The sequence below is a fragment of the Actinoplanes sp. NPDC049265 genome (genome assembly GCF_043197135.1).
GTDB lineage: Bacteria > Actinomycetota > Actinomycetes > Mycobacteriales > Micromonosporaceae > Actinoplanes.
This window is the reverse complement of sequence record NZ_JBICSP010000002.1, coordinates 610,940-628,083: the sequence shown is the minus strand read 5'-3', so window position 1 is coordinate 628,083 and position 17,144 is coordinate 610,940. Positions and strand designations below refer to the sequence as shown.

General features: G+C 71.2%; 13 protein-coding genes. 7 read left to right on the top strand and 6 right to left on the bottom strand.

What is annotated here, in order from left to right; genetic code table 11:
* Positions 1-25: 25 nt before the first annotated feature.
* On the bottom strand, positions 26-811 hold the full coding sequence (locus ACGFIO_RS08515) for an SDR family NAD(P)-dependent oxidoreductase (RefSeq protein WP_392823797.1): 786 nt from the start codon (positions 809-811) through the stop codon (positions 26-28).
* A 125-nt stretch (positions 812-936) separates the two neighbouring features.
* Between ACGFIO_RS08515 and ACGFIO_RS08510 the strand changes: the two genes are divergently transcribed.
* Together ACGFIO_RS08510 and ACGFIO_RS08505 are read left to right on the top strand one after the other, a co-directional pair.
* Positions 937-2,241, top strand: coding sequence for a sensor histidine kinase (locus ACGFIO_RS08510; protein WP_392823795.1), 1,305 nt, complete (start codon positions 937-939; stop codon positions 2,239-2,241).
* Positions 2,193-2,828: a LuxR C-terminal-related transcriptional regulator gene (locus ACGFIO_RS08505; RefSeq protein ID WP_392823793.1), complete on the top strand. Its 636-nt coding sequence runs from the start codon at positions 2,193-2,195 to the stop codon at positions 2,826-2,828. The genes ACGFIO_RS08510 and ACGFIO_RS08505 overlap by 49 nt, the downstream gene beginning before the upstream one ends.
* Here the strand turns inward: ACGFIO_RS08505 and ACGFIO_RS08500 are convergent.
* Entirely contained in the window at positions 2,818-3,873 is a 1,056-nt protein-coding gene (locus ACGFIO_RS08500) for an oxidoreductase (RefSeq protein WP_392823792.1), read from the bottom strand. The genes ACGFIO_RS08505 and ACGFIO_RS08500 overlap by 11 nt on opposite strands.
* 88 nt (positions 3,874-3,961) lie before the next feature.
* Here ACGFIO_RS08500 and ACGFIO_RS08495 point away from each other — a divergent pair, with 88 nt between their 5' ends.
* The 4 genes from ACGFIO_RS08495 (at position 3,962) to ACGFIO_RS08480 (ending at position 9,474) form a co-directional block, all read left to right on the top strand.
* Positions 3,962-5,509 (top strand): alpha/beta hydrolase, encoded by a 1,548-nt coding sequence (locus ACGFIO_RS08495; protein ID WP_392823789.1) that lies wholly within the window; start codon positions 3,962-3,964, stop codon positions 5,507-5,509.
* A gap of 256 nt (positions 5,510-5,765) precedes the next feature.
* The gene (locus ACGFIO_RS08490; protein WP_392823786.1) at positions 5,766-7,547 is read left to right on the top strand and encodes a diguanylate cyclase domain-containing protein; all 1,782 of its coding nucleotides are present in this window, start codon (positions 5,766-5,768) and stop codon (positions 7,545-7,547) included.
* 193 nt (positions 7,548-7,740) lie between these two features.
* Positions 7,741-8,376: a hypothetical protein gene (locus tag ACGFIO_RS08485; protein ID WP_392823784.1), complete on the top strand. Its 636-nt coding sequence runs from the start codon at positions 7,741-7,743 to the stop codon at positions 8,374-8,376.
* Between the two features lie 150 nt (positions 8,377-8,526).
* On the top strand, positions 8,527-9,474 hold the full coding sequence (locus tag ACGFIO_RS08480; protein ID WP_392823782.1) for a helix-turn-helix domain-containing protein: 948 nt from the start codon (positions 8,527-8,529) through the stop codon (positions 9,472-9,474).
* Between the two features lie 98 nt (positions 9,475-9,572).
* On the opposite strand, the gene ACGFIO_RS08475 is transcribed toward ACGFIO_RS08480, so the two are convergent.
* The 3 genes from ACGFIO_RS08475 to ligD all read right to left on the bottom strand — a co-directional run bounded on the left by ACGFIO_RS08475 (position 9,573) and on the right by ligD (position 14,618).
* Entirely contained in the window at positions 9,573-10,010 is a 438-nt protein-coding gene (locus ACGFIO_RS08475) for a YdeI/OmpD-associated family protein (protein WP_392823780.1), read from the bottom strand.
* Positions 10,011-10,041: 31 nt separating this feature from the next.
* Positions 10,042-13,557 (bottom strand): S8 family serine peptidase, encoded by a 3,516-nt coding sequence (locus tag ACGFIO_RS08470; RefSeq protein ID WP_392823777.1) that lies wholly within the window; start codon positions 13,555-13,557, stop codon positions 10,042-10,044.
* Between the two features lie 98 nt (positions 13,558-13,655).
* Positions 13,656-14,618, bottom strand: coding sequence for a non-homologous end-joining DNA ligase (gene ligD, locus ACGFIO_RS08465; RefSeq protein WP_392823775.1), 963 nt, complete (start codon positions 14,616-14,618; stop codon positions 13,656-13,658).
* A 220-nt stretch (positions 14,619-14,838) separates the two neighbouring features.
* Between ligD and ACGFIO_RS08460 the strand changes: the two genes are divergently transcribed.
* Positions 14,839-15,408 (top strand): hypothetical protein, encoded by a 570-nt coding sequence (locus tag ACGFIO_RS08460; protein ID WP_392823773.1) that lies wholly within the window; start codon positions 14,839-14,841, stop codon positions 15,406-15,408.
* Between the two features lie 16 nt (positions 15,409-15,424).
* On the opposite strand, the gene ACGFIO_RS08455 is transcribed toward ACGFIO_RS08460, so the two are convergent.
* Positions 15,425-17,077, bottom strand: a complete 1,653-nt coding sequence (locus ACGFIO_RS08455) for a helix-turn-helix domain-containing protein (RefSeq protein ID WP_392823771.1) — start codon at positions 17,075-17,077, stop codon at positions 15,425-15,427.
* Positions 17,078-17,144: the final 67 nt, after the last annotated feature.

The following is a 17,144-nucleotide window of genomic DNA, read 5'->3' as shown; positions in this document are numbered from 1 at the left end:
ATGTGTGCTCAGAGCAAAGGACAGCTCAGGTGGTGACGTTGAGCCAGCCGCCGTCGATGTAGGTGGTCGAGCCGACGATGTACGACGCGCGCGGCGAGGACAGGTAGACGAACAGGTCGGCGATCTCGGCCGGGTCGGCGAACCGTCCGATCGGCGCGTTGTCGTCGGCGATCTTCTGCAGGTAGTCCTCGACGGTCTGCCCGGTGCCCGCGGTCAGCTGCCGGGCGGTCTTCTCCCAGTCGGGGGTGCGGACCAGCCCGGGGTTGACCGCGTTGACCCGGATGTTGTCGCCGATCAGCTCGTTGGCCAGGCATTTGGAAAACATTACGAGCGCCGCCTTGGTCACGTTGTAGATGGGCTCGTAGCCGAGCGGCTGGGTCGCGCAGATCGAGGCGTTGTGCAGGATCACCCCGCCGCCGCGGGACCGCATGCCGGGTGCGAGGGCGCGGGCCAGGCGGACCGCGGCCATCACATGCAGATCCCAGTACGCCTGCCAGCGCGCGTCCGGGGCCTCGAGGATGGTCTCCTCGCTCCCGGTGCCGGCGTTGTTGATCAGGATGTCCACGCCGCCGTCGACGGCTCCGGCGATCCGGTCGACGCCTTCGACCGTGGAGACGTCGGCGGCGACACTGGTGACGCGTACCCCGAAATCGGTTTTGATCTGATCGGTCACCGCAAGAAGTCGATCGGCGTCGCGTGCGGCCAGCACCAGATGCACGCCCTCGGCGGCGAGCCCGCGCGCCACCGCCAGCCCGATGCCGACGCTGCCGCCGGTCACCACTGCCACCTTGTCCCTCAGCTGAAGATCCATGCCTCCCATAGTGGTAGCCCAAACCGCTATCCGACCCCGCACGCCGCTCCTGCCTTCCACTCTCCGAGCCAGTGGTAGGGCTATCACTACCGACCGGGGTGCCGCGAGGCGCGAGAATCGAGGGCATGGAGCTGGTGTCGGACGAGCAGCTGGGCGAGTGGGCCAGGCGCGGGTCGCGCGGGATCGGCGCGGGGGCGGTGTCGCTGCTGCTGGCCCTGCTCAACTTTCCGCTGTTCGTGCTCTGGATCGCCACCCTCGTGCTGTGCCTGATCCCGGGGGTCGGCCAGGTCGTCCTGCCGCTGACCACCCGGCTCGTCCGGGCCCGCGCCGGCCTGGCCCGCCGCCGCTCGGCCGGCCAGGGCGTGCCGATCGCCCGCCCTTACGCCCCACCCCCGCCGCAGAGCCGGCCCGGCGGCTGGCGACGCTTCCGCGCCATCCTGCAGGACCCGGCGACCTGGCGGGACTTCGCCTGGCTGCTTCCGGGCGGCGTGGCCGGCCTGGTGCTCGGCGGGCTGTCGGTGGCCATTCCGCTGTACGGGCTGGACGGCGTCCTGCTCCTGCCGCTGTGGGAATACCTGGTCAACGACTTTTCCGGGTACGGCGCGATCTGGCCCATCGCGAGCGTTCCGGACGGCTTCCTGTCGCTGCCCCAGGGCGCCGTGATCTTCGGCCTGGGCCTACTGGCCGCGCCGTGGCTGGTGCACGCCGAGGCGCGGTTCGCGCGGCTGTTCCTGGCCCCGACCCGCGCTGCCGAGCTGCGCCTGCGGGTGGCCGAGCTGACCGAGACCCGGGCCGAGACGGTCGACGCGCAGGCCGCCGAGCTGCGCCGGATCGAACGCGACCTGCATGACGGCGCCCAGGCCCGGCTGTCGTCGCTGGGCATGACCATCGGCCTGGCCGAGGAGCTGATGGACAGCGACCCCGCCGCCGCCCGCAAACTGCTGGCCGAGGCCCGCGACGCCAGCAACACCGCGCTGGTCGAGCTGCGCCACCTGGTCCGGGGCATCCATCCGCCGGTGCTGGCCGAACGCGGGCTCGACGGCGCGGTCCGGGCCCTGGCCATGAGCCTGCCGCTGCCGACCGCGGTCGACGGTGCGGTGCCGGGGCGGCTGGAGACACCGGTCGAGTCGGCCGGCTACTTCGTGGTGGCCGAGGCGCTGGCCAACGTGGTCAAGCACAGCGGTGCGACGGGCGCCTGGATCAGCCTGCGGCACGAGGCCGACGTGCTGGTGATGATGGTCGGCGACGACGGCCGTGGTGGCGCTGACCCGGCGCGGGGCACCGGCCTGCGCGGTATTGACCGCCGCCTGGCCGCGTTCGATGGCACGATGGCGCTGTCCAGCCCGCCGGGCGGACCGACCGTCGTGACCATGGAGCTGCCGTGCGTGTTGTCATCGCCGAAGACCTCGCCCTCCTCCGGGACGGCCTGACCCGGATCCTGGAGGCGTTCGAGTTCAACGTGGTGGCGGCCGTGGACAACGGGCCCGCTCTGCTGCCGACGCTGGTCGAGCACCGGCCCGACGTGGCGGTGGTCGACGTGCGGCTGCCGCCCACGTTCACCGACGAGGGCCTGCAGGCGGCGATCGCCGCGCGTACCGAAGTCCCCGGTCTGCCGATTCTGGTCCTGTCGCAGCACGTCGAGCCGTTGTACGCGCGGGAGCTGCTCACCGACCGCACCGGCGGCATCGGCTACCTGCTCAAGGACCGGGTGTCCAACGTGGCCCAGTTCGTCGACGCGGTACGCCGGGTCGCGGCCGGCGGCACCGCGCTCGACCCCGAGGTGGTGTCGCAGCTGCTGGCCCGCCGTGAGCCGCTGGCCGTGCTCACCGCCCGCGAGCGCGAGGTGCTCGGCGAGATGGCCGAGGGCCGGTCCAACGCGGCCATCGCGGCCAAGCTCTTCGTCACCGAAAAGGCGGTGAGCAAGCACATCAACAACATCTTCACCAAGCTGGGGATGCCGCCGTCGGACGATGACAACCGCCGGGTCCTCGCGGTGCTGGCCTACCTCAACGGCTGAGCCTGGCGATCCGCCCCTTCTCCCCGGAGGCCCAGCAGCTCAGGTCGGGGGTGCAGAAGACCGAGTCGAAGCTTCCGGTGTCGAAGCGCTTCCAGGTGCGGCCGCCGTCGTAGGTGATGTCGCTGCCGGTCGGTCCCACGGCCACCGCGACCGGGAGTACGCCCAGCCAGTCGGCCCCAGAGCGGTACTCGCCGGGCACGGTCCGGGCCACCGTCCAGGTACGACCGCCGTCCCGCGTCGTCGCCGCACCGTCCGGCGCGTCCTCCGGGGTCGGATAGTTGCCCCCGACCGCGATGCCGTGCCACGGGTCCTTGAACGCGAGGCTGAACACCCCGGCCGCCTCGCCGCTGGGCAGCGGGCTGTCGACCACCGACCACAACCGGCCGCCGTTGGTGGTGCTGAACACCCGGGCCGTCGCGCCGCCACCGGTCGCGAACCAGGCCCGCCCGGCACCCAGATGGTCGGCGCTGACCAGGCAGGTGCCGCTGGCCGCGAAGGCGAACTCGCCCGGCAGCGCGTCCGGCATGCCCGTGGTCGGTCGCACCGCCCAGGTCCGGCCGCCGTCGTCGGTGGCCAGGATCCGGAACTTCCCGCCGACCGGGTCGGACAGCGCCAGCCCGTGGCGCCGATCCATGAACGTGACACAGTCGTAGAACGCGGCCTCGTCGTCGTTGCGGAACGTCTCGGTCCAGGTGCGGCCGCCGTCGCCGGTGGTGTAGATGCGCGACGCGTCGCCGTTGCCGATGGCCAGCGCCACCGCGTGCCGCGCGTCCCACGCCTCGATGTCGCGGAACTCGAGCCCGGCCGCGGCGGCCGGGGCGACGCTCGCCCAGTGCCGTCCGCCGTCCACGGTGCGCAGAACGGTGCCGGCCGAACCGGCGGCCCAGGCGACCTGGCCGCTGACCGGCGCGAGCCCACGGAAACGCACTGTCACCCCGGTGTCGGTCAGCCGCCACGACGGGCCCGCGGACGACGTGAATCCGCTGGTGGTGGCCATGATGGCCAGCCCGAGGCCGGCTGCGGCAAGCACGCGCATCGATCTCATGGGGCGGAACCTACCATCCAGCCTGCTACCCAAAAGCTGTCCAGACTGCTGGATCGATCATGTAGCCGGAAATTTCTACTGTTCTCTCATGCGATCACACATCCTCTCCCTCGCCGCGGTCGCGGCCATCGGCGCCGGGGTCGCCGTCGCCGGGGTGCTGCCGGCCTCCGCGTCCACCGACAGCCTGACCTGGGGCACCTGCCCGACCGGCACGTCGGCGCCGGAGCAGCAGTGCGCGACCATCCAGGTGCCGCTCGACTACACCAACCCCGACGGCCGCCACATCGCCGTCGAGGTGTCCCGGATCAAGGCCGCCGACCCGGCCAAGCGCAAGGGCGTCCTGCTGACCAACGGTGGTGGCCCCGGCCCCAGCCTCGACGTGCCCACCGCGTTCGGCTCCTTCATGCCCCAGTCGGTCCGGGACAGCTACGACATCGTCGCCTTCGACCCGCGCGGCATCGGCTACAGCACCCCCATCAACTGCGGCCGGGGCAAGGACGAACTGACTCGCGACCTGCAGTTCTCCACCCTGTCGTTCCCGGCCGGGGACGGCTCGATCGACGCCAACGTCGCCTACTCCAAGCGGATGGCCAAGCAGTGCGCCGCCAACTCCGGTGACCTGCTCCCGCACATCACCACGGCCAACGTCGCCCGCGACATGGACCAGATCCGCCAGGCGCTGGGCGAGCGCACCGTCTCCTACTACGGCATCTCCTGGGGTACGAAGGTCGGCGCCGTCTACCGCGCGCTGTTCCCCGCCACCGTCGACCGGGTGGTCATCGACAGCTCGGTCGACCCGAACGAGCAGGGCTACGACGACTTCCGCGCGTTCAGCGGCGCCATGGAGGACCGCTGGCCCGACCTGGCCAAGTTCGGCGTGGCCAACGAGAAGACCGTTCACCTGGGCCGCACCGAGCGTGAGGTCCGCCGGAACTTCCTGGCCCTGGAGGCGAAGCTGGACCGGCACCCGGTCAAGCTGGCCGAGACCAAGGCGCCGATCAACGGCAACTACCTGCGGCTGTTCACCTGGCAGCTGTCCTACGACGACCGTGAACTGATCGCCACCGACGAGGCTCCCGTGCCGGTGCTGGCCCAGTTCTGGGGCGCGGCCCGCAACCTCGCCGCCGGCAAGGCCACCCAGGCCGACCGGGACGCCCTGGCCGCCCAGGCCAACGGTCTGATCGCGAAGGCCACCAGCCTCCCCGGCGTGCCGACCGACAACCTGCTCTCGGCCGGCTGGGCGTTCAGCTGCGGCGACGCCGCCTGGCCGCGCGACGTGCGGACGTACGCCCACAACACCGCCGTCGACCGCAAGCAGTACCCGCTGACCGCCGGCGCCCCCGCCAACTTCGCCCCTTGCTCGGCCTGGGCCAGCCGCCCGTCCCAGCCGGAGCCGAAGATCACCGAGCTGGGCCGGCGCAACGTGCTGATCCTGCAGAACGAGCGTGACCCGGCCACCCCGCTGCGTACCGCCCAGGGCATGCACCGCGCCCTCGGTTCCGACTCGGCCCTGTTCACCGTCAACGCCGGCGGCCACGGCGTTCTGATCCACCCGAACCCGAGCCGGTGCGCGATCGGCGCCCTGGAGGCGTACCTGGTCAACGGCGACTTCCCCGCCGCCGACAAAGCCTGCTGACCGGCACTCTTCGGCCCGGCGATCGTCGCACCCGCGGCGCCCGCCGGGTCGTTCCCTTTTCAAGATCAAGAGCAGAATGTAGGGCCCGGGTGGGCCGGCGTTTCGCCGCCCGGCGACCTGCGTGCCGGGTGGGCCGGCAGTTTCGCCGCCCGGCGACCTGGCTCGGCCCAGCGCGGGCGGCAAGCAAGGGCAGACCCTGATCCGCTTCAGATTCGCCCCCCTCCGGCCGAAGTTTCCTCCCGAGGAGGGATGGTCGATGCGGCTGCGCAGCGGGCTCGCCGTCGCCGTCAGCGTGCTGGTGCTGGTGGCGATCGGTGTGGTCGGTGTGGCCGTGAACCGGTCCGCGCTTCGGACGGCCGACCGGGTGCACCGCGCCGACACGATGGCCCTCGGCACCGACAACGGGACGCTCGCCGGGCAGATGCAGCTGCTGTCGGCCCAGGAACTCGACGACTTCGCCGAGGCGGCCGGTCTGACGCTGCGCCGGGACAGCGCCGCCGACCGGGCCAAGCTGACCGCCTTCGCGGGCAAGAGCGCCTTCTTCGGGTACGGGCTGGCGCTGCTGTCGCTCGAGGGCGAGGTGCTCAACGCGACCCGGGCCACGGGCCTGCCCGCGCCGACCGATCCGGGCTACGCGACGCTGCACGCGGGACTGCGGGCCGGGAACCCGGGCTTCTCCTCGGTGCTGATGGTCGACGGGGTGGCCCTGGCCGCCGTGGGCGTGCCGGTGCACGGCAAAGCGATACTGGTCGGCTACAACAATGTTGCGGGCACGCAACTTCAGGCGTTCGTGGCCCGGCTGGGCGGGGGCACCCACCTGACCACGATCGTCGACGCCGAGGGCCGGGCCGGCGCCACCAGCGACCCGAAGCTGATCGGCACCACGATCGACCCGACGCTGATCGCGGCCGCCCACGAGATGCGCGGCGCCGGCTTCGTCGAGTACGCCACCCCGACCGGCACCCGGATGATCGCGGTCGTGGTGCCGGGGATTCCGGGCGGTTGGACGTACGTGCGTACCCAGACCCTGGCCTCGTTCGACGGCGCCGTGCGCCGCCACGGCCAGACTCTCGACCTGGCCCTGCTCGCGATGCTCCTGGCCGGCGTCATCGGCATCGCGATCTTCGCCTACCGCGCGCTGGTCACCCGGCGCCGGGCCGACGAGAAGTTCCGGGCGCTCTTCCAGCACGCCCCCGACATGGTGGCCGTGGTCGACGCCGAGGGAAAGATCGCCTACTCCAGCCCGAGCGCGGCCACCGTGCTCGGCCACGAGCCCGGCGCGCTGGCGGGCAGCAGCCTCTTCGACGTGGTGCACCCGCAGGACCGCGGCCCGCTCCAGGAGCAGTTCGCCGAGCTGGTCGGCAAGCGCGACGGGCTGCTGAACCGGCAGACCCGGATGATCACCTCGGACGGGCGGCCGCGCTGGTTCGAGTTCACCGCCTCCAACCAACTGCACAATTCCGCCCTGGCCGGCGTCGTGATCAACGCCCGGGACGTGACCGAGACGCGGTTGTTCCAGGAGCGGCTGGCCCACCAGGCCCGGCACGACGCGCTGACCGGCCTGCCCAACCGGCGCCGGATGCGCGACACCCTGGACGAGACGCTGCCGTCGGACGGCGTGGCGGTGCTGTATGTCGATCTCAACGGCTTCAAGCCGGTCAACGACGCGTACGGCCCCAACGCCGGCGACGACCTCCTGCGCCAGGTGGCCAAGCGGCTCAGCGGCGCCGTCCGCGAACAGGACGTGCTGTCCCGGGTCGGCGGCGACGAGTTCGTCATCCTGATGCCGGGCGTGGACGACGAGGCGGCCGCGCAGGCGATGGCCGACCGGGTCCGCGCCGAGACCGCCCGCCCGTTCGAGCTCAACGGCACCCCGGTGGTCATCGGGGCCAGCGTCGGCGTGAACGTGGCCCGGCCCGGCTCCGACCCGGACGACGCGCTGCGCGACGCCGACCAGGCCATGTACGCCGTGAAGCACGGCGACGCGCCGGCGGTAGCCGCCCCGCGCAGAGCCGGCCGCCACCGCGCCACCCCATAGGGTCCGTCCCGCCGGTCACCGCGGTTCTCGTCATCCCGTCAGTCCTACATCAGCCGATCGAAACCTCCGAACAGAACTACGCACCAAGGTCGACATTGCACCAAATGAATCCACTAGGGGAGGAGCAGGGGTTTCCTGGGCCAAAAGGCGGGCAATGCGGCGCGTGGACAAACATCGATGGAAGGGGATCCACATGCGACTTGGCCTGATCTCGAAGGCGGTGCTGGCGGGTGCGCTGGCGCTGACCACAGCGGCGGCCACCGGAGGCGCCGCCGCCCAGGCCGCCCCGGCGCCCGCGGCTCCGGCCGCACCGGCGCCCGTCGCCGCCAAGGCCGGACCGCAGCTCAGCTCGGCCGCCGGCTCGATGACCTCGGAGGTCACCGGTTCCTTCACCGACGTGCTGGGCGGCCTGGGCTCGGTCACCGGCACGTTCACCCCGACGAAGTTCGCCAACAAGCAGGGCCAGATCCTGGCCACCGGCACGCTGACCTCGACGCTGACCGACTCGCTCGGCGCCGACCTGGGTACGGTCCAGAAGACCGTCTCCCTGCCGGTCCAGCTCCCGGAGACGGCGGCGGCCAACAAGAACGCCGCCCTCGCCACCTGTGACGTGCTGAACCTCATCCTGGGCCCGCTGCACCTGGACCTGCTCGGCCTGGTGGTCGACCTGAACCGGGTCATTCTCGACGTCGTCGCGCAGTCCGGCGCCGGCAACCTGCTCGGCAACCTGCTGTGCGCGATCACGAACCTGTTGAACGGTGGCATCAACCTGCCGCTGGGCTTCATCGCCGACCTGCTGAACCAGATTCTGGCCATCCTCCGGCTCTGAGTTCGCAGTTCGAAACGACCAGCACCGGTACGCCGACCGCGTACCGGTGCTGGTCTTCGCGTGCCCGCAGCAAACCGGTCGTGCGGCGGGAACCCGTGACGGTTCTTACGTACCGAAGCAACCTTTTCGCACCTCAGTAAGCTGACCGCCATGTCAGGGGAGGGCGAAGTTCTGCTTCCGGACCAGCAGCATGCCTATCGATTGCTGGTCCGGTTGTCCGGCACCGACGCGGGGACGTTCGCGGAGAGTGCCGGAGTCTCCGTGGAGGAGGCCGCGGAGACGCTGGAGGCGTTGTACACCATCGGTCTGGCGACGCCGGGGCCGATCTATCACGCGTTGCCGCCGGATGTCGCGCTCGGTGAGATCCTGCTCCGACGGCAGCAGGAACTGCAGGTGGCGCGGCAGATGATGGCCGCGCTGAGTGAGGACTACCGCACCAACACGCGGCGGCACAGCGCCGAGCATCTGGTCGAGATCGTGGTCGGGGCGCGGCATCTGCGGCAACGGCTCAAGGAGATGCAGGAGCAGGCCGAGGAGGAGATCCTGTGGTTCTGCCGGGCCAATCCGATCGCGATGGAGGGGCCGGACAACAACGAGGAGATGCCGGCGCTGAAGCGGGGCGTCAAGTACCGCGCGATCTACGAGCGGGAGCTGGTCGAGAACCCGGGCGAGCTGGCCGGGATCATCGAGGCGATCGGCTTCGGCGAGGAGGCGCGGGTGATGCCGTCGTTGCCGGTCCGGCTGGCCATCGCCGACCGCAAGCTGGCCATCTGTCCGCTGGTACCGGACGAGGCGCGGGGCATCGCACAGCCGAGCGCGGCGCTGATCCGGCCGAGCGAGCTGCTCGACGCGTTGCTGGCGCTGTTCCAGAGCCACTGGGAGCGGGCCACGCCGGTGCTCGCGGCCAAGCCGGACGAGCAGCTCGACACGCTGCTGCTGTCGCTGCTGGTCTCGGGCCTGCCGGACAAGTCGATCGCCACGCATCTGGGCGTCAGCCGCCGCACGGTGCAGCGACGGCTCGACCGGATGATGGACCTGGCCGGCGTCGACACGCGCACCGGTTTGGCGTACCAGGCGGCGAAAAGGGGTTGGCTGTGACCCGGCGCCGAACCGGTTGATCGAGTCACTCGGGTCTGGACCGGCGCATCCACGTTGACGTGCCTCGACCGAGACGAAGCCGGCGCGGGGGCGCCGCGCTAGCCAAGCAGTTTCTCGATCGCCTTGGCGACGCGGCGGGCGCGGGTCTCGGCGGCCTTGGCGCCGAGGATGGCCTCGACGTGCTGCCGCTGGTGGCTGTAGGAGAGCTTGTCCCAGCGCGCCCGCGCCGCGGGTTCGGCCTTCAGGGCAAGGGCGAGATCCTCGGGTACGTCCACCGTCCGCTCCTGCGTGTCGAGGACGAGGTCCAGCTCCACCACGTCGCCCGCCCGCACCCCGGCGGCGGTGCGGCGTTCGGCGCTCACCCCGAGCCAGTACTCGCCGCCCATCCGCGCGATCGAGCCGCGGTACTCGTACCCGTTGATCGTCGCCACCACCTTGGGCCGGCCCCCACCGCCCAGCTCCCCGACCACCTCGTCGGGGATCCGGAAACCGGTGGTGTTACCGCCTGTGGCCAGGAGCTCCGCCGTGATCCTCATGGCGGTGAGGATAACGGCGGAGCCCTGTGTGTCACCCGAAAGCTCGGATGACCGTCTGGGTGACAGCGTTGCCGTCACGGTCGGTGGCGGTGATCCGAAGCGACACCGGAGCGGTGTGCGCGGGAACACCCGCCGTATAAGACGATCCACCGCCCGTGCTGTTCAGCTGCCGCCAGGCTTTTCCGTCATCGACCGACATCTCCGCCCGGAAAGTGGTGCCCCGTGCGGGTTTGCCGGCCGTGGTCAGGGTGAAGTCGACCCGCCGCGGCTTGACCGTGTAGCCGGCCTGGAGCAGCGGCAGCACCCCTTCCTTTTCGGACCGGAACTTCCACGTCGTCTCGGTCCGGGTGCCGTAGATCCAGTCCTCGTTGCCGGGGCTGGTCCGCACGGTCAGCTCGTAGGCGGCGGCGCCCGGATCGACAGTGACGTCCTGCCACCCGTCGTGCAGGCCGGCCACCACGGTCCCGTCGCGGCGCAGGGTGGCCGTGCCGCTGGCGGCGAACGTCCAGTGCCGGTCGGTGCTGTCGACCACGTCGGCCACGCGCAGTTTGAGCACGTCACCAGCCCGGGTGTTCTGGTAGCCGACCGGGGTGGCCGGGCGGTTGACCGGCGTCGCCCAGCTCTCCGTGGCCGTGGTGCCGGCCTTGACCGGGCCGGCCGCCTCGAGGAAGCCGCCGGAGACGATGCCGAGCCACGGGTACGCCGGATGCACCTGGTGCTGCCACAGCGAGTCGCCGGCCGACACCCACTCGACCCGGTGGAACGGGGTCGGCACCGCGCGGGACGTGTCGTTCCACGCGTACTCCTGCCAGGGCCGCCACCCGAACCGCTGCTCGAGCACCCAGTCGAAGCCGCCGTTGTACGCGTAGTCGGTGGTGATCCGCCGCGTGTTGGCCGGTGTCACCCGGTGCACGATCTTCTCCGGTACGCGGTGCTTCGACACCTGGATGACGTCGTAGAGGTACGGGCTGGCCAGGGTCAGCTCGAGGCTGATGCTCGGGTTGGCCCGCGCCGCCCGGGCCAGCAGGCGCTCACCGTCGGCGGCGGTCAGGACGACCGCCGGGATCGGCAGCCTCTCCAACTCGGGGTTGGGCCGGGTCCAGTTGCTCCAGCCCGGCGGCCGGATCAGCAGGGCCACCGCCGCGCCCGCCGCGCTGGCCGCGCGTACCTGGGCATCCTCGTCCACGTCGGGGTCGGCCGGCAGCAGCACGGCCTTGCCCCGCACGTCTCCCGAGCCGGTCCGGACCAGGGCGTACGAGGACTTCGGCAGGCCGGGCGAGTCGTTGGCCAGGTGCGGCCGCGGCTGCGGGCTGACCCCCGGAACCTCCATCTGAGCCGCCGGTTCGACCAGCTGCCAGCGTGACGAGAACTCGAAGTCGCCGCCCTTGACCTTCTTCGTCGGCGTGACATAGATGTCCTCGACGTTGCTGAAGTGCATGACGCCGTGCGAGATGCCGCGACCGTGGGCCGTGTCCCGGTGCGCGTAGTAGCTGAGCACCGTCTGCTGCTCGGCCGGCTTCGGCGTCTCGATCCGGATCGGGGTGCCCTTGCGGGCGTCCAGCACCACCTCCATGTCCCGGTCCAGCCGCAGCTCGGGCAGCACGATGAAGGTGCTGTTCTCCCGGTCGTTCTCGCGGGCGTTGAGGCTGGCCGTGACGATGTAGTCGTCCTCGCCCAGGTCGTAGGTGACCTCGCCGTCGATGTAGCCGAGCCGGTCGTACTCCTGGTCGTCGCCGAAGATGGTCAGGGCGGGTACGAACGCGGGCTTGCCGTCCCGGCCGATCGCGCGCAGGGTCAGCAGGTGGTGCTTCGCACCCAGCCGCAGGCCGTACGCGGTGGTCACCCGCTCGCCGGCCGGTCCGGTGGCGACGATCCAGCCGCTGTGCAGGCCGGCGTTCATGGTGGCGGTGTCGATGCTCGCGGTCACCTTCGCGCTGCCGTGGGCCGGGACGGTGACGCTCTTGGACACGGCCACCTCGGCCGGCGCGGCGATGGTCAGCGTCACCGGGGTGGCCGCCTCGTTGGCGTAGGTGATGGTCCGGTTGAACGACGAGGGTGACTCGCCGACGTTGTGGTCGGCGAAGTCGGCGGTGGCGCTGCCCCGGACCGTCTGCGCGGTGGCGCGGGCCAGGTCGACCCGGCCCGCGCCCTGGCCGTAGACGTCGATGCCGGTCGCGGTCCGGGCCGTGCTGACCAGTGCGTCCTTGAGCTGCGGGGCGGTCCAGTCCGGGTGCTCCTGGGCCAGGATCGCGGCCGCGCCGGCCACGTGCGGGGTGGCCATCGAGGTGCCGGACGCGGCGGTGTAGAGCGCGTCGACCGGATCGCCCATCGCGGTGCCCGCGGCCCGGGCGGCGACGATGCCGACGCCGGGGGCGGTGATCTCCGGCTTGAGGGTGTTGCGGACGGCGGTCGGGCCGCGGCTGGAGAACTCGGCCAGCTTCTCGTTCCGGTCGACCGCGCCGACGGTCAGCGCCTCCGGGGCCAGGCCGGGCGAACCGACGGTGTACGCCGCGCCCTCGTTGCCGGCCGCGACCACGAACAGCGTGCCGGTGCGGTCGGTGATCTCGGTCAGCGCCTGGCTCAGCGGGTCGATGCCGTCGCTGGGCGGCCCGCCGAGGCTCATGTTGACCACCTTGGCGCCCGAGTCGGCGGCCCACTGCATGCCCGCGATGATCCAGGAGTCGTAGCCGACGCCCTGGTCGTTGAGCACCTTGCCGGCCAGCAGCTCGGCGCCGTACGCGATGCCCTTGCGCAGCCCGGCCGACCCGTTGCCGGACCCGGCGACGGTGGCCGCGACGTGCGTGCCGTGCCCGTGGTGGTCGGTGGCGTCCGGGCTGTCGGTGAAGTTCTTCGTCACCGGGTGCCGGTCCTTGATGTCCGGGTGGGTGGCGTCGATGCCGGTGTCCAGCACGGCCACCTTGACCCCGCGGCCGTCGTAGCCGGCCTGCCACGCGGCCGGCGCCCCGATCTGCGCGGCGCTGCGGTCGAGGGTGGCCCGTACCTTCCCGTCCAGCCAGATCCGGCCGGTCACCGCCGCGGCCGTCCGCCCCTGACCGGTTTTCGCGAAGGATGTCCAGAAGGTCGCGAGCGACGCCTTCTCCGCCTTCATCGCGGTGGCGCCCAGGCTCCGCAGCGATTGGGAAGAGGTGGACCGCAGGCCCGCGGGCTGGGTGACGATCAGCGGGAGGGTGGGCGACGCGGCGTCGGCGTACCCGTCGGCGACCAGCTTCTCGACGTCGAACAGGTCGAGGTCGACCTTCTGCCGGCTGATCAGCGGGATCGCGTCCTCGGGCAGGACCCGCAGCCCGCCGTCGGCCTCGATGGTGTGGAAGGTGATCCGTTCGCGTCCGGGCGCGGGCCGGACGGTCGCGGCGGTCCGGTCACCGGCCCGGGTCAGCGTGACCACGTCACCGGTGATCAGGGTGATGACGTCGGCGTGGGGGGCAGGGGGTGGTGCGGCGGCGTTCGCCGCGGCGGCTGGCGTGACAGCGGCCAGCCCGGATCCGATCAGGATCGCGGCGGCTACGGCCGAGAGGGGACGACGCATGCCACGCATTGTTGGGTCGTGTCCACGTGTGTCGATAGCGTCCGGCGGCGACCTGTTGCCGACATGACGCCATCTGGACAGGTCGATTAACAGATCGTTTACTCGGCCTGCTCATCCGGTGTAACAAGACCGGCCTTCTCGTCCCGTCCGGCCCACTCGAGCAGGGTGTCCAGCCGGTACGCGGTGTCGTCGATCGTCGCGTGCAGGTCGCCGAGCTCGGCGAACCGGGCCGGCACGGTTCGCAGGGTGAAGTCGTCCGGTTCGACGTCGGCGATCTCGGCCCAGGTGATCGGCGTGCTCACGGTGCCGCGCTGGTTGCCACGCACCGAGTACGCGCTGGCGATCGTGTGGTCCCGGGCGTTCTGGTTGTAGTCGACGAACAGCGCTTCGGGGTCGCGGTCCTTGCGCCACCAGGTGGTGGTGACGTCCTCGGGGGCGCGGCGTTCCACCTCGCGGGCGAAGGCGAGCGCGGCCCGGCGTACGTCGGAGAAGCCCCACTCCGGCGCGATCCGCACGTAGACGTGCAGGCCCCGGCCGCCGGACGTCTTCGGAAAGCCGGTGATGCCGAGCTCGTCGAGCACCTCGTGGGCCACCCCGGCAACCCGCCGCACCCGGTCGAACGGGCAGTCCGGCATCGGGTCGAGGTCGATCCGCCACTCGTCCGGCTTCTCGGTGTCGGCCCGGCGGCTGTTCCACGGATGGAATTCGACGGTGGACATCTGCACGGCCCAGATCACGTCGGCGACCTTGGTCACGCACAGCTCATCGGCGGTCCGCTTGTACCGCGGGAAGAAGATGCGCACGGTCTCGAGCCAGGGCGGAGCACCATGGGGTACGCGCTTCTGGTGCACCTTGTCGCCGGCCAGCCCGTCCGGGAACCGGTGCATCATGCACGGCCGTTCCCGCAGGGCCCGGACGATGCCGTCGCCCACGCTCAGGTAGTACCGGACCAGATCGAGCTTGGTCAGCCCGAGCTCCGCGAAGTAGATCCGGTCGGGGTTGGTCACCCGCACCGTGTGCTGCCCGGCCTCGATCTCGACCGACGGGCTCTTGGTCGCCATGGTGCCAACGTAGTACCCCCGGCGACCCGGCCCGGTGGAACGGACGATCCAGGTTCCTCCTCGTCCCACATGCTCGACGGAACCCCAGCTCACGGGCCGGTTCGCGTCCCGGGCGTCCCGGCCGGTCCGACTTCGTTGACCGGGGCGTCCCGGCCCGGCCAGTCTCGGAATCCCCACCCGGCGTCGCCTCGACGACGCCACGACCGACGGAGGAATTCCGATGAGACATCAGTGGCTGGTCCGGTCCATCGCTCTCGCGATGGTGGCGAGCGGTTCGGTGGCGACCGCCCAGGCGATCACCAGCACGGCCGCGGAGGCTGCCGCGGCATGCCATCGCGAGATGGCGGGCCTCGGCCTGTACCAGCCGGTCGACCTTTCGAACGAGGCCGGGGACGACCCCGGGGTCGCCGTTCTGGGCGGCGCGGCCGTCCGGCTGTTCACCGACAACGGCGACGCCGGGGTCAAGGCCGAGGTCGAGGGCGCGAGTCCCGGCGACATCCTTTCCGTCGACGTCACCAACTTCCCGGTGATCAGCACCAAGGAACACGACTACCGGCCGACCAAATGGATCGAGGAGCACGGGACCTGGGACTACTGCGAACGGCGGGTCGACGGCACCTCGGCCCGCATCGTGGGGCTGATCGGAGCCCACCGTTACGTCCGGGCTTGCCTGCGTCACTCCGGCGAGCCGGAGCCGGACTGCATGAAGTTCTGGTACGGCGACAACGACGACGACAACGCGCTCCGGAACTTCGTCGACAGCCTGCCGTCCGACGTCTGGACCCTCTGACAGCGCGACGAGGCCGTCACGCGTAACGGATGAGGACCGGCTCTTCGCCCAGTTCGAGGCGGGAGCCGGCCCTCACCGGTGTGGATGTGCCGTCGAGCCGGTCGACCGCGACGACGCCCGGACCGGCGACGATGGTGGCCCGCCCCTGGTGGGTCCAGGCGACGGTGAACGATGAGGGCAGTGAGCCGTCTTTTCTCGTGAACCGGCACTCCCAGGCGTTGGGCGGCAGGTCGAGGGCCGCTCCGTGACCGCAAACCTGCGATTTCGCCCCGGCGAGCCAGCGCTGCAGGGCCTCCACCCCGCGCGCCGCCGCCGTCGGCGGGCTGCCGTCGGCCTGCAGCACGATCGGCACCGTGGTCTTGCCCCAGCTGTAGAAATACATGCGCTCGATGAACGTGTTCCGCGCCATGATGCCGACCAGGAAGAACCGCACCGCGTAATCGCGGGCCCTGGCCTCCGGGAGATGACCCTCCAGCGGAATCGAGTAGGTGGTGCCGGTGTTCCACACGCGCGGATGCACGCCGGAGACGTGCAGGATCCGGTCCACCGTGTCGGTGAGCTCGAACATCGTCTCGGGCGGCTCGGCGGCGCTGCGCTGGTACAGCTTGATGCTGGCGACGTCGCAGTACTTGTATCCGCCCAGCTCCGCGAACCTCTGCAGGCGGGTCCGGCCCTCCGGTGTCCACAGGTTGCCCATGCCCGGGCACACGACCAGGGCGCTCGGGTCCGCGGCGTCGATGATGTCTTTCGCGCGGCGGGACATCTCGACCAGCGTCTCCGTGTCGCCGTTGTAGAACCGGTGGTCGTTGGCGAGCGCCCACAGTTCGTACGCCTCGATCCGGCCGGCGTACCGCTGGGCCAGCGCACGGATGAACGCGTCCCAGTCGGCCAGGTCGTCCGGTGGCGCGGCCCGGGCGTCCTCCGGGTAGGGCGCCTTCGGCGCGTCGGGCGCCGCCCACCCGGGTGTGCCACCGATGGTGAAGAGGGTCGGCAGGCCGGCCGCTTGCGTCCCGGCGATGTGCCGGTCGAGCAGGTACCAGTCGAAGACGCCGCGGCTCGGTTGCAACCTCGCCCAGAGCGTGCCGCTGTCCCACAGCCGCACCGCGCCGACGTCGAAGGTGGGCATGTCGCCGGTGGCGCTGTTGACGGTGACGCCGAACAGTTGCCGCGGGACCGGTTCGGGGGGAAGCGTCCACGTCGGGCCGACGACCGTGGGCGGGTCCTCGGGCGGAGGCGGCCCGTTCAGGACGAAGAGGACCACGAGCAGCACCACGGCGGCCGTGGCGAAGCGGAAGGACCGGCGCCGGAAGCGGAAGGACCAGCGCCGGGGTCCGGCCGGCTCCTGGGTCAGGTCGTCCGGCGGCGTCTGGGCCGACGGCTTCTCGGTCGGCGGGGCCTCGGCGCCGTTCCGTTCGGCCTCCTCCTCGGTGACGGCGCGCGACCACCAGAGGGAGAGTTCCGCCATTTCGGCCCGGGTGGCGCCGACGACCCGCCCGATGTCCTGCACGGTGCCGAAGTGCTTGGGCACCGCCTCGCCCGTGCAGTAGCGGTGAATGGTGGCCTTACCCACGTACACCAGCTTGCCGAGCTTGGCATAGCTGTATCCGCTGCGGTTCTTCAACCGTAGGAGCAGGGCTCCCAGCTGAATGCGGGCGGCATTCCCCGGCATTGCCTCACCTCGTCCCGGCCATCCACATCGTACGGTTCCCGGCGCGTCGCCGCCGATCCGTACGCCG

Bases quoted from the DNA above. Each gene is read 5' to 3' on its own strand.
- ACGFIO_RS08485 (WP_392823784.1), top strand. From the start codon at position 7,741: ATGCGACTTGGCCTGATCTCGAAGGCGGTGCTGGCGGGTGCGCTGGCG.
- ACGFIO_RS08470 (WP_392823777.1), bottom strand. From the start codon at position 13,557: ATGCGTCGTCCCCTCTCGGCCGTAGCCGCCGCGATCCTGATCGGATCC.
- ACGFIO_RS08495 (WP_392823789.1), top strand. From the start codon at position 3,962: ATGCGATCACACATCCTCTCCCTCGCCGCGGTCGCGGCCATCGGCGCC.
- ligD (WP_392823775.1), bottom strand. From the start codon at position 14,618: ATGGCGACCAAGAGCCCGTCGGTCGAGATCGAGGCCGGGCAGCACACG.
- ACGFIO_RS08480 (WP_392823782.1), top strand. From the start codon at position 8,527: ATGTCAGGGGAGGGCGAAGTTCTGCTTCCGGACCAGCAGCATGCCTAT.
- ACGFIO_RS08510 (WP_392823795.1), top strand. From the start codon at position 937: ATGGAGCTGGTGTCGGACGAGCAGCTGGGCGAGTGGGCCAGGCGCGGG.
- ACGFIO_RS08500 (WP_392823792.1), bottom strand. From the start codon at position 3,873: ATGAGATCGATGCGCGTGCTTGCCGCAGCCGGCCTCGGGCTGGCCATC.
- ACGFIO_RS08515 (WP_392823797.1), bottom strand. From the start codon at position 811: ATGGATCTTCAGCTGAGGGACAAGGTGGCAGTGGTGACCGGCGGCAGC.
- ACGFIO_RS08475 (WP_392823780.1), bottom strand. From the start codon at position 10,010: ATGAGGATCACGGCGGAGCTCCTGGCCACAGGCGGTAACACCACCGGT.
- ACGFIO_RS08455 (WP_392823771.1), bottom strand. From the start codon at position 17,077: ATGCCGGGGAATGCCGCCCGCATTCAGCTGGGAGCCCTGCTCCTACGG.
- ACGFIO_RS08460 (WP_392823773.1), top strand. From the start codon at position 14,839: ATGAGACATCAGTGGCTGGTCCGGTCCATCGCTCTCGCGATGGTGGCG.
- ACGFIO_RS08490 (WP_392823786.1), top strand. From the start codon at position 5,766: ATGCGGCTGCGCAGCGGGCTCGCCGTCGCCGTCAGCGTGCTGGTGCTG.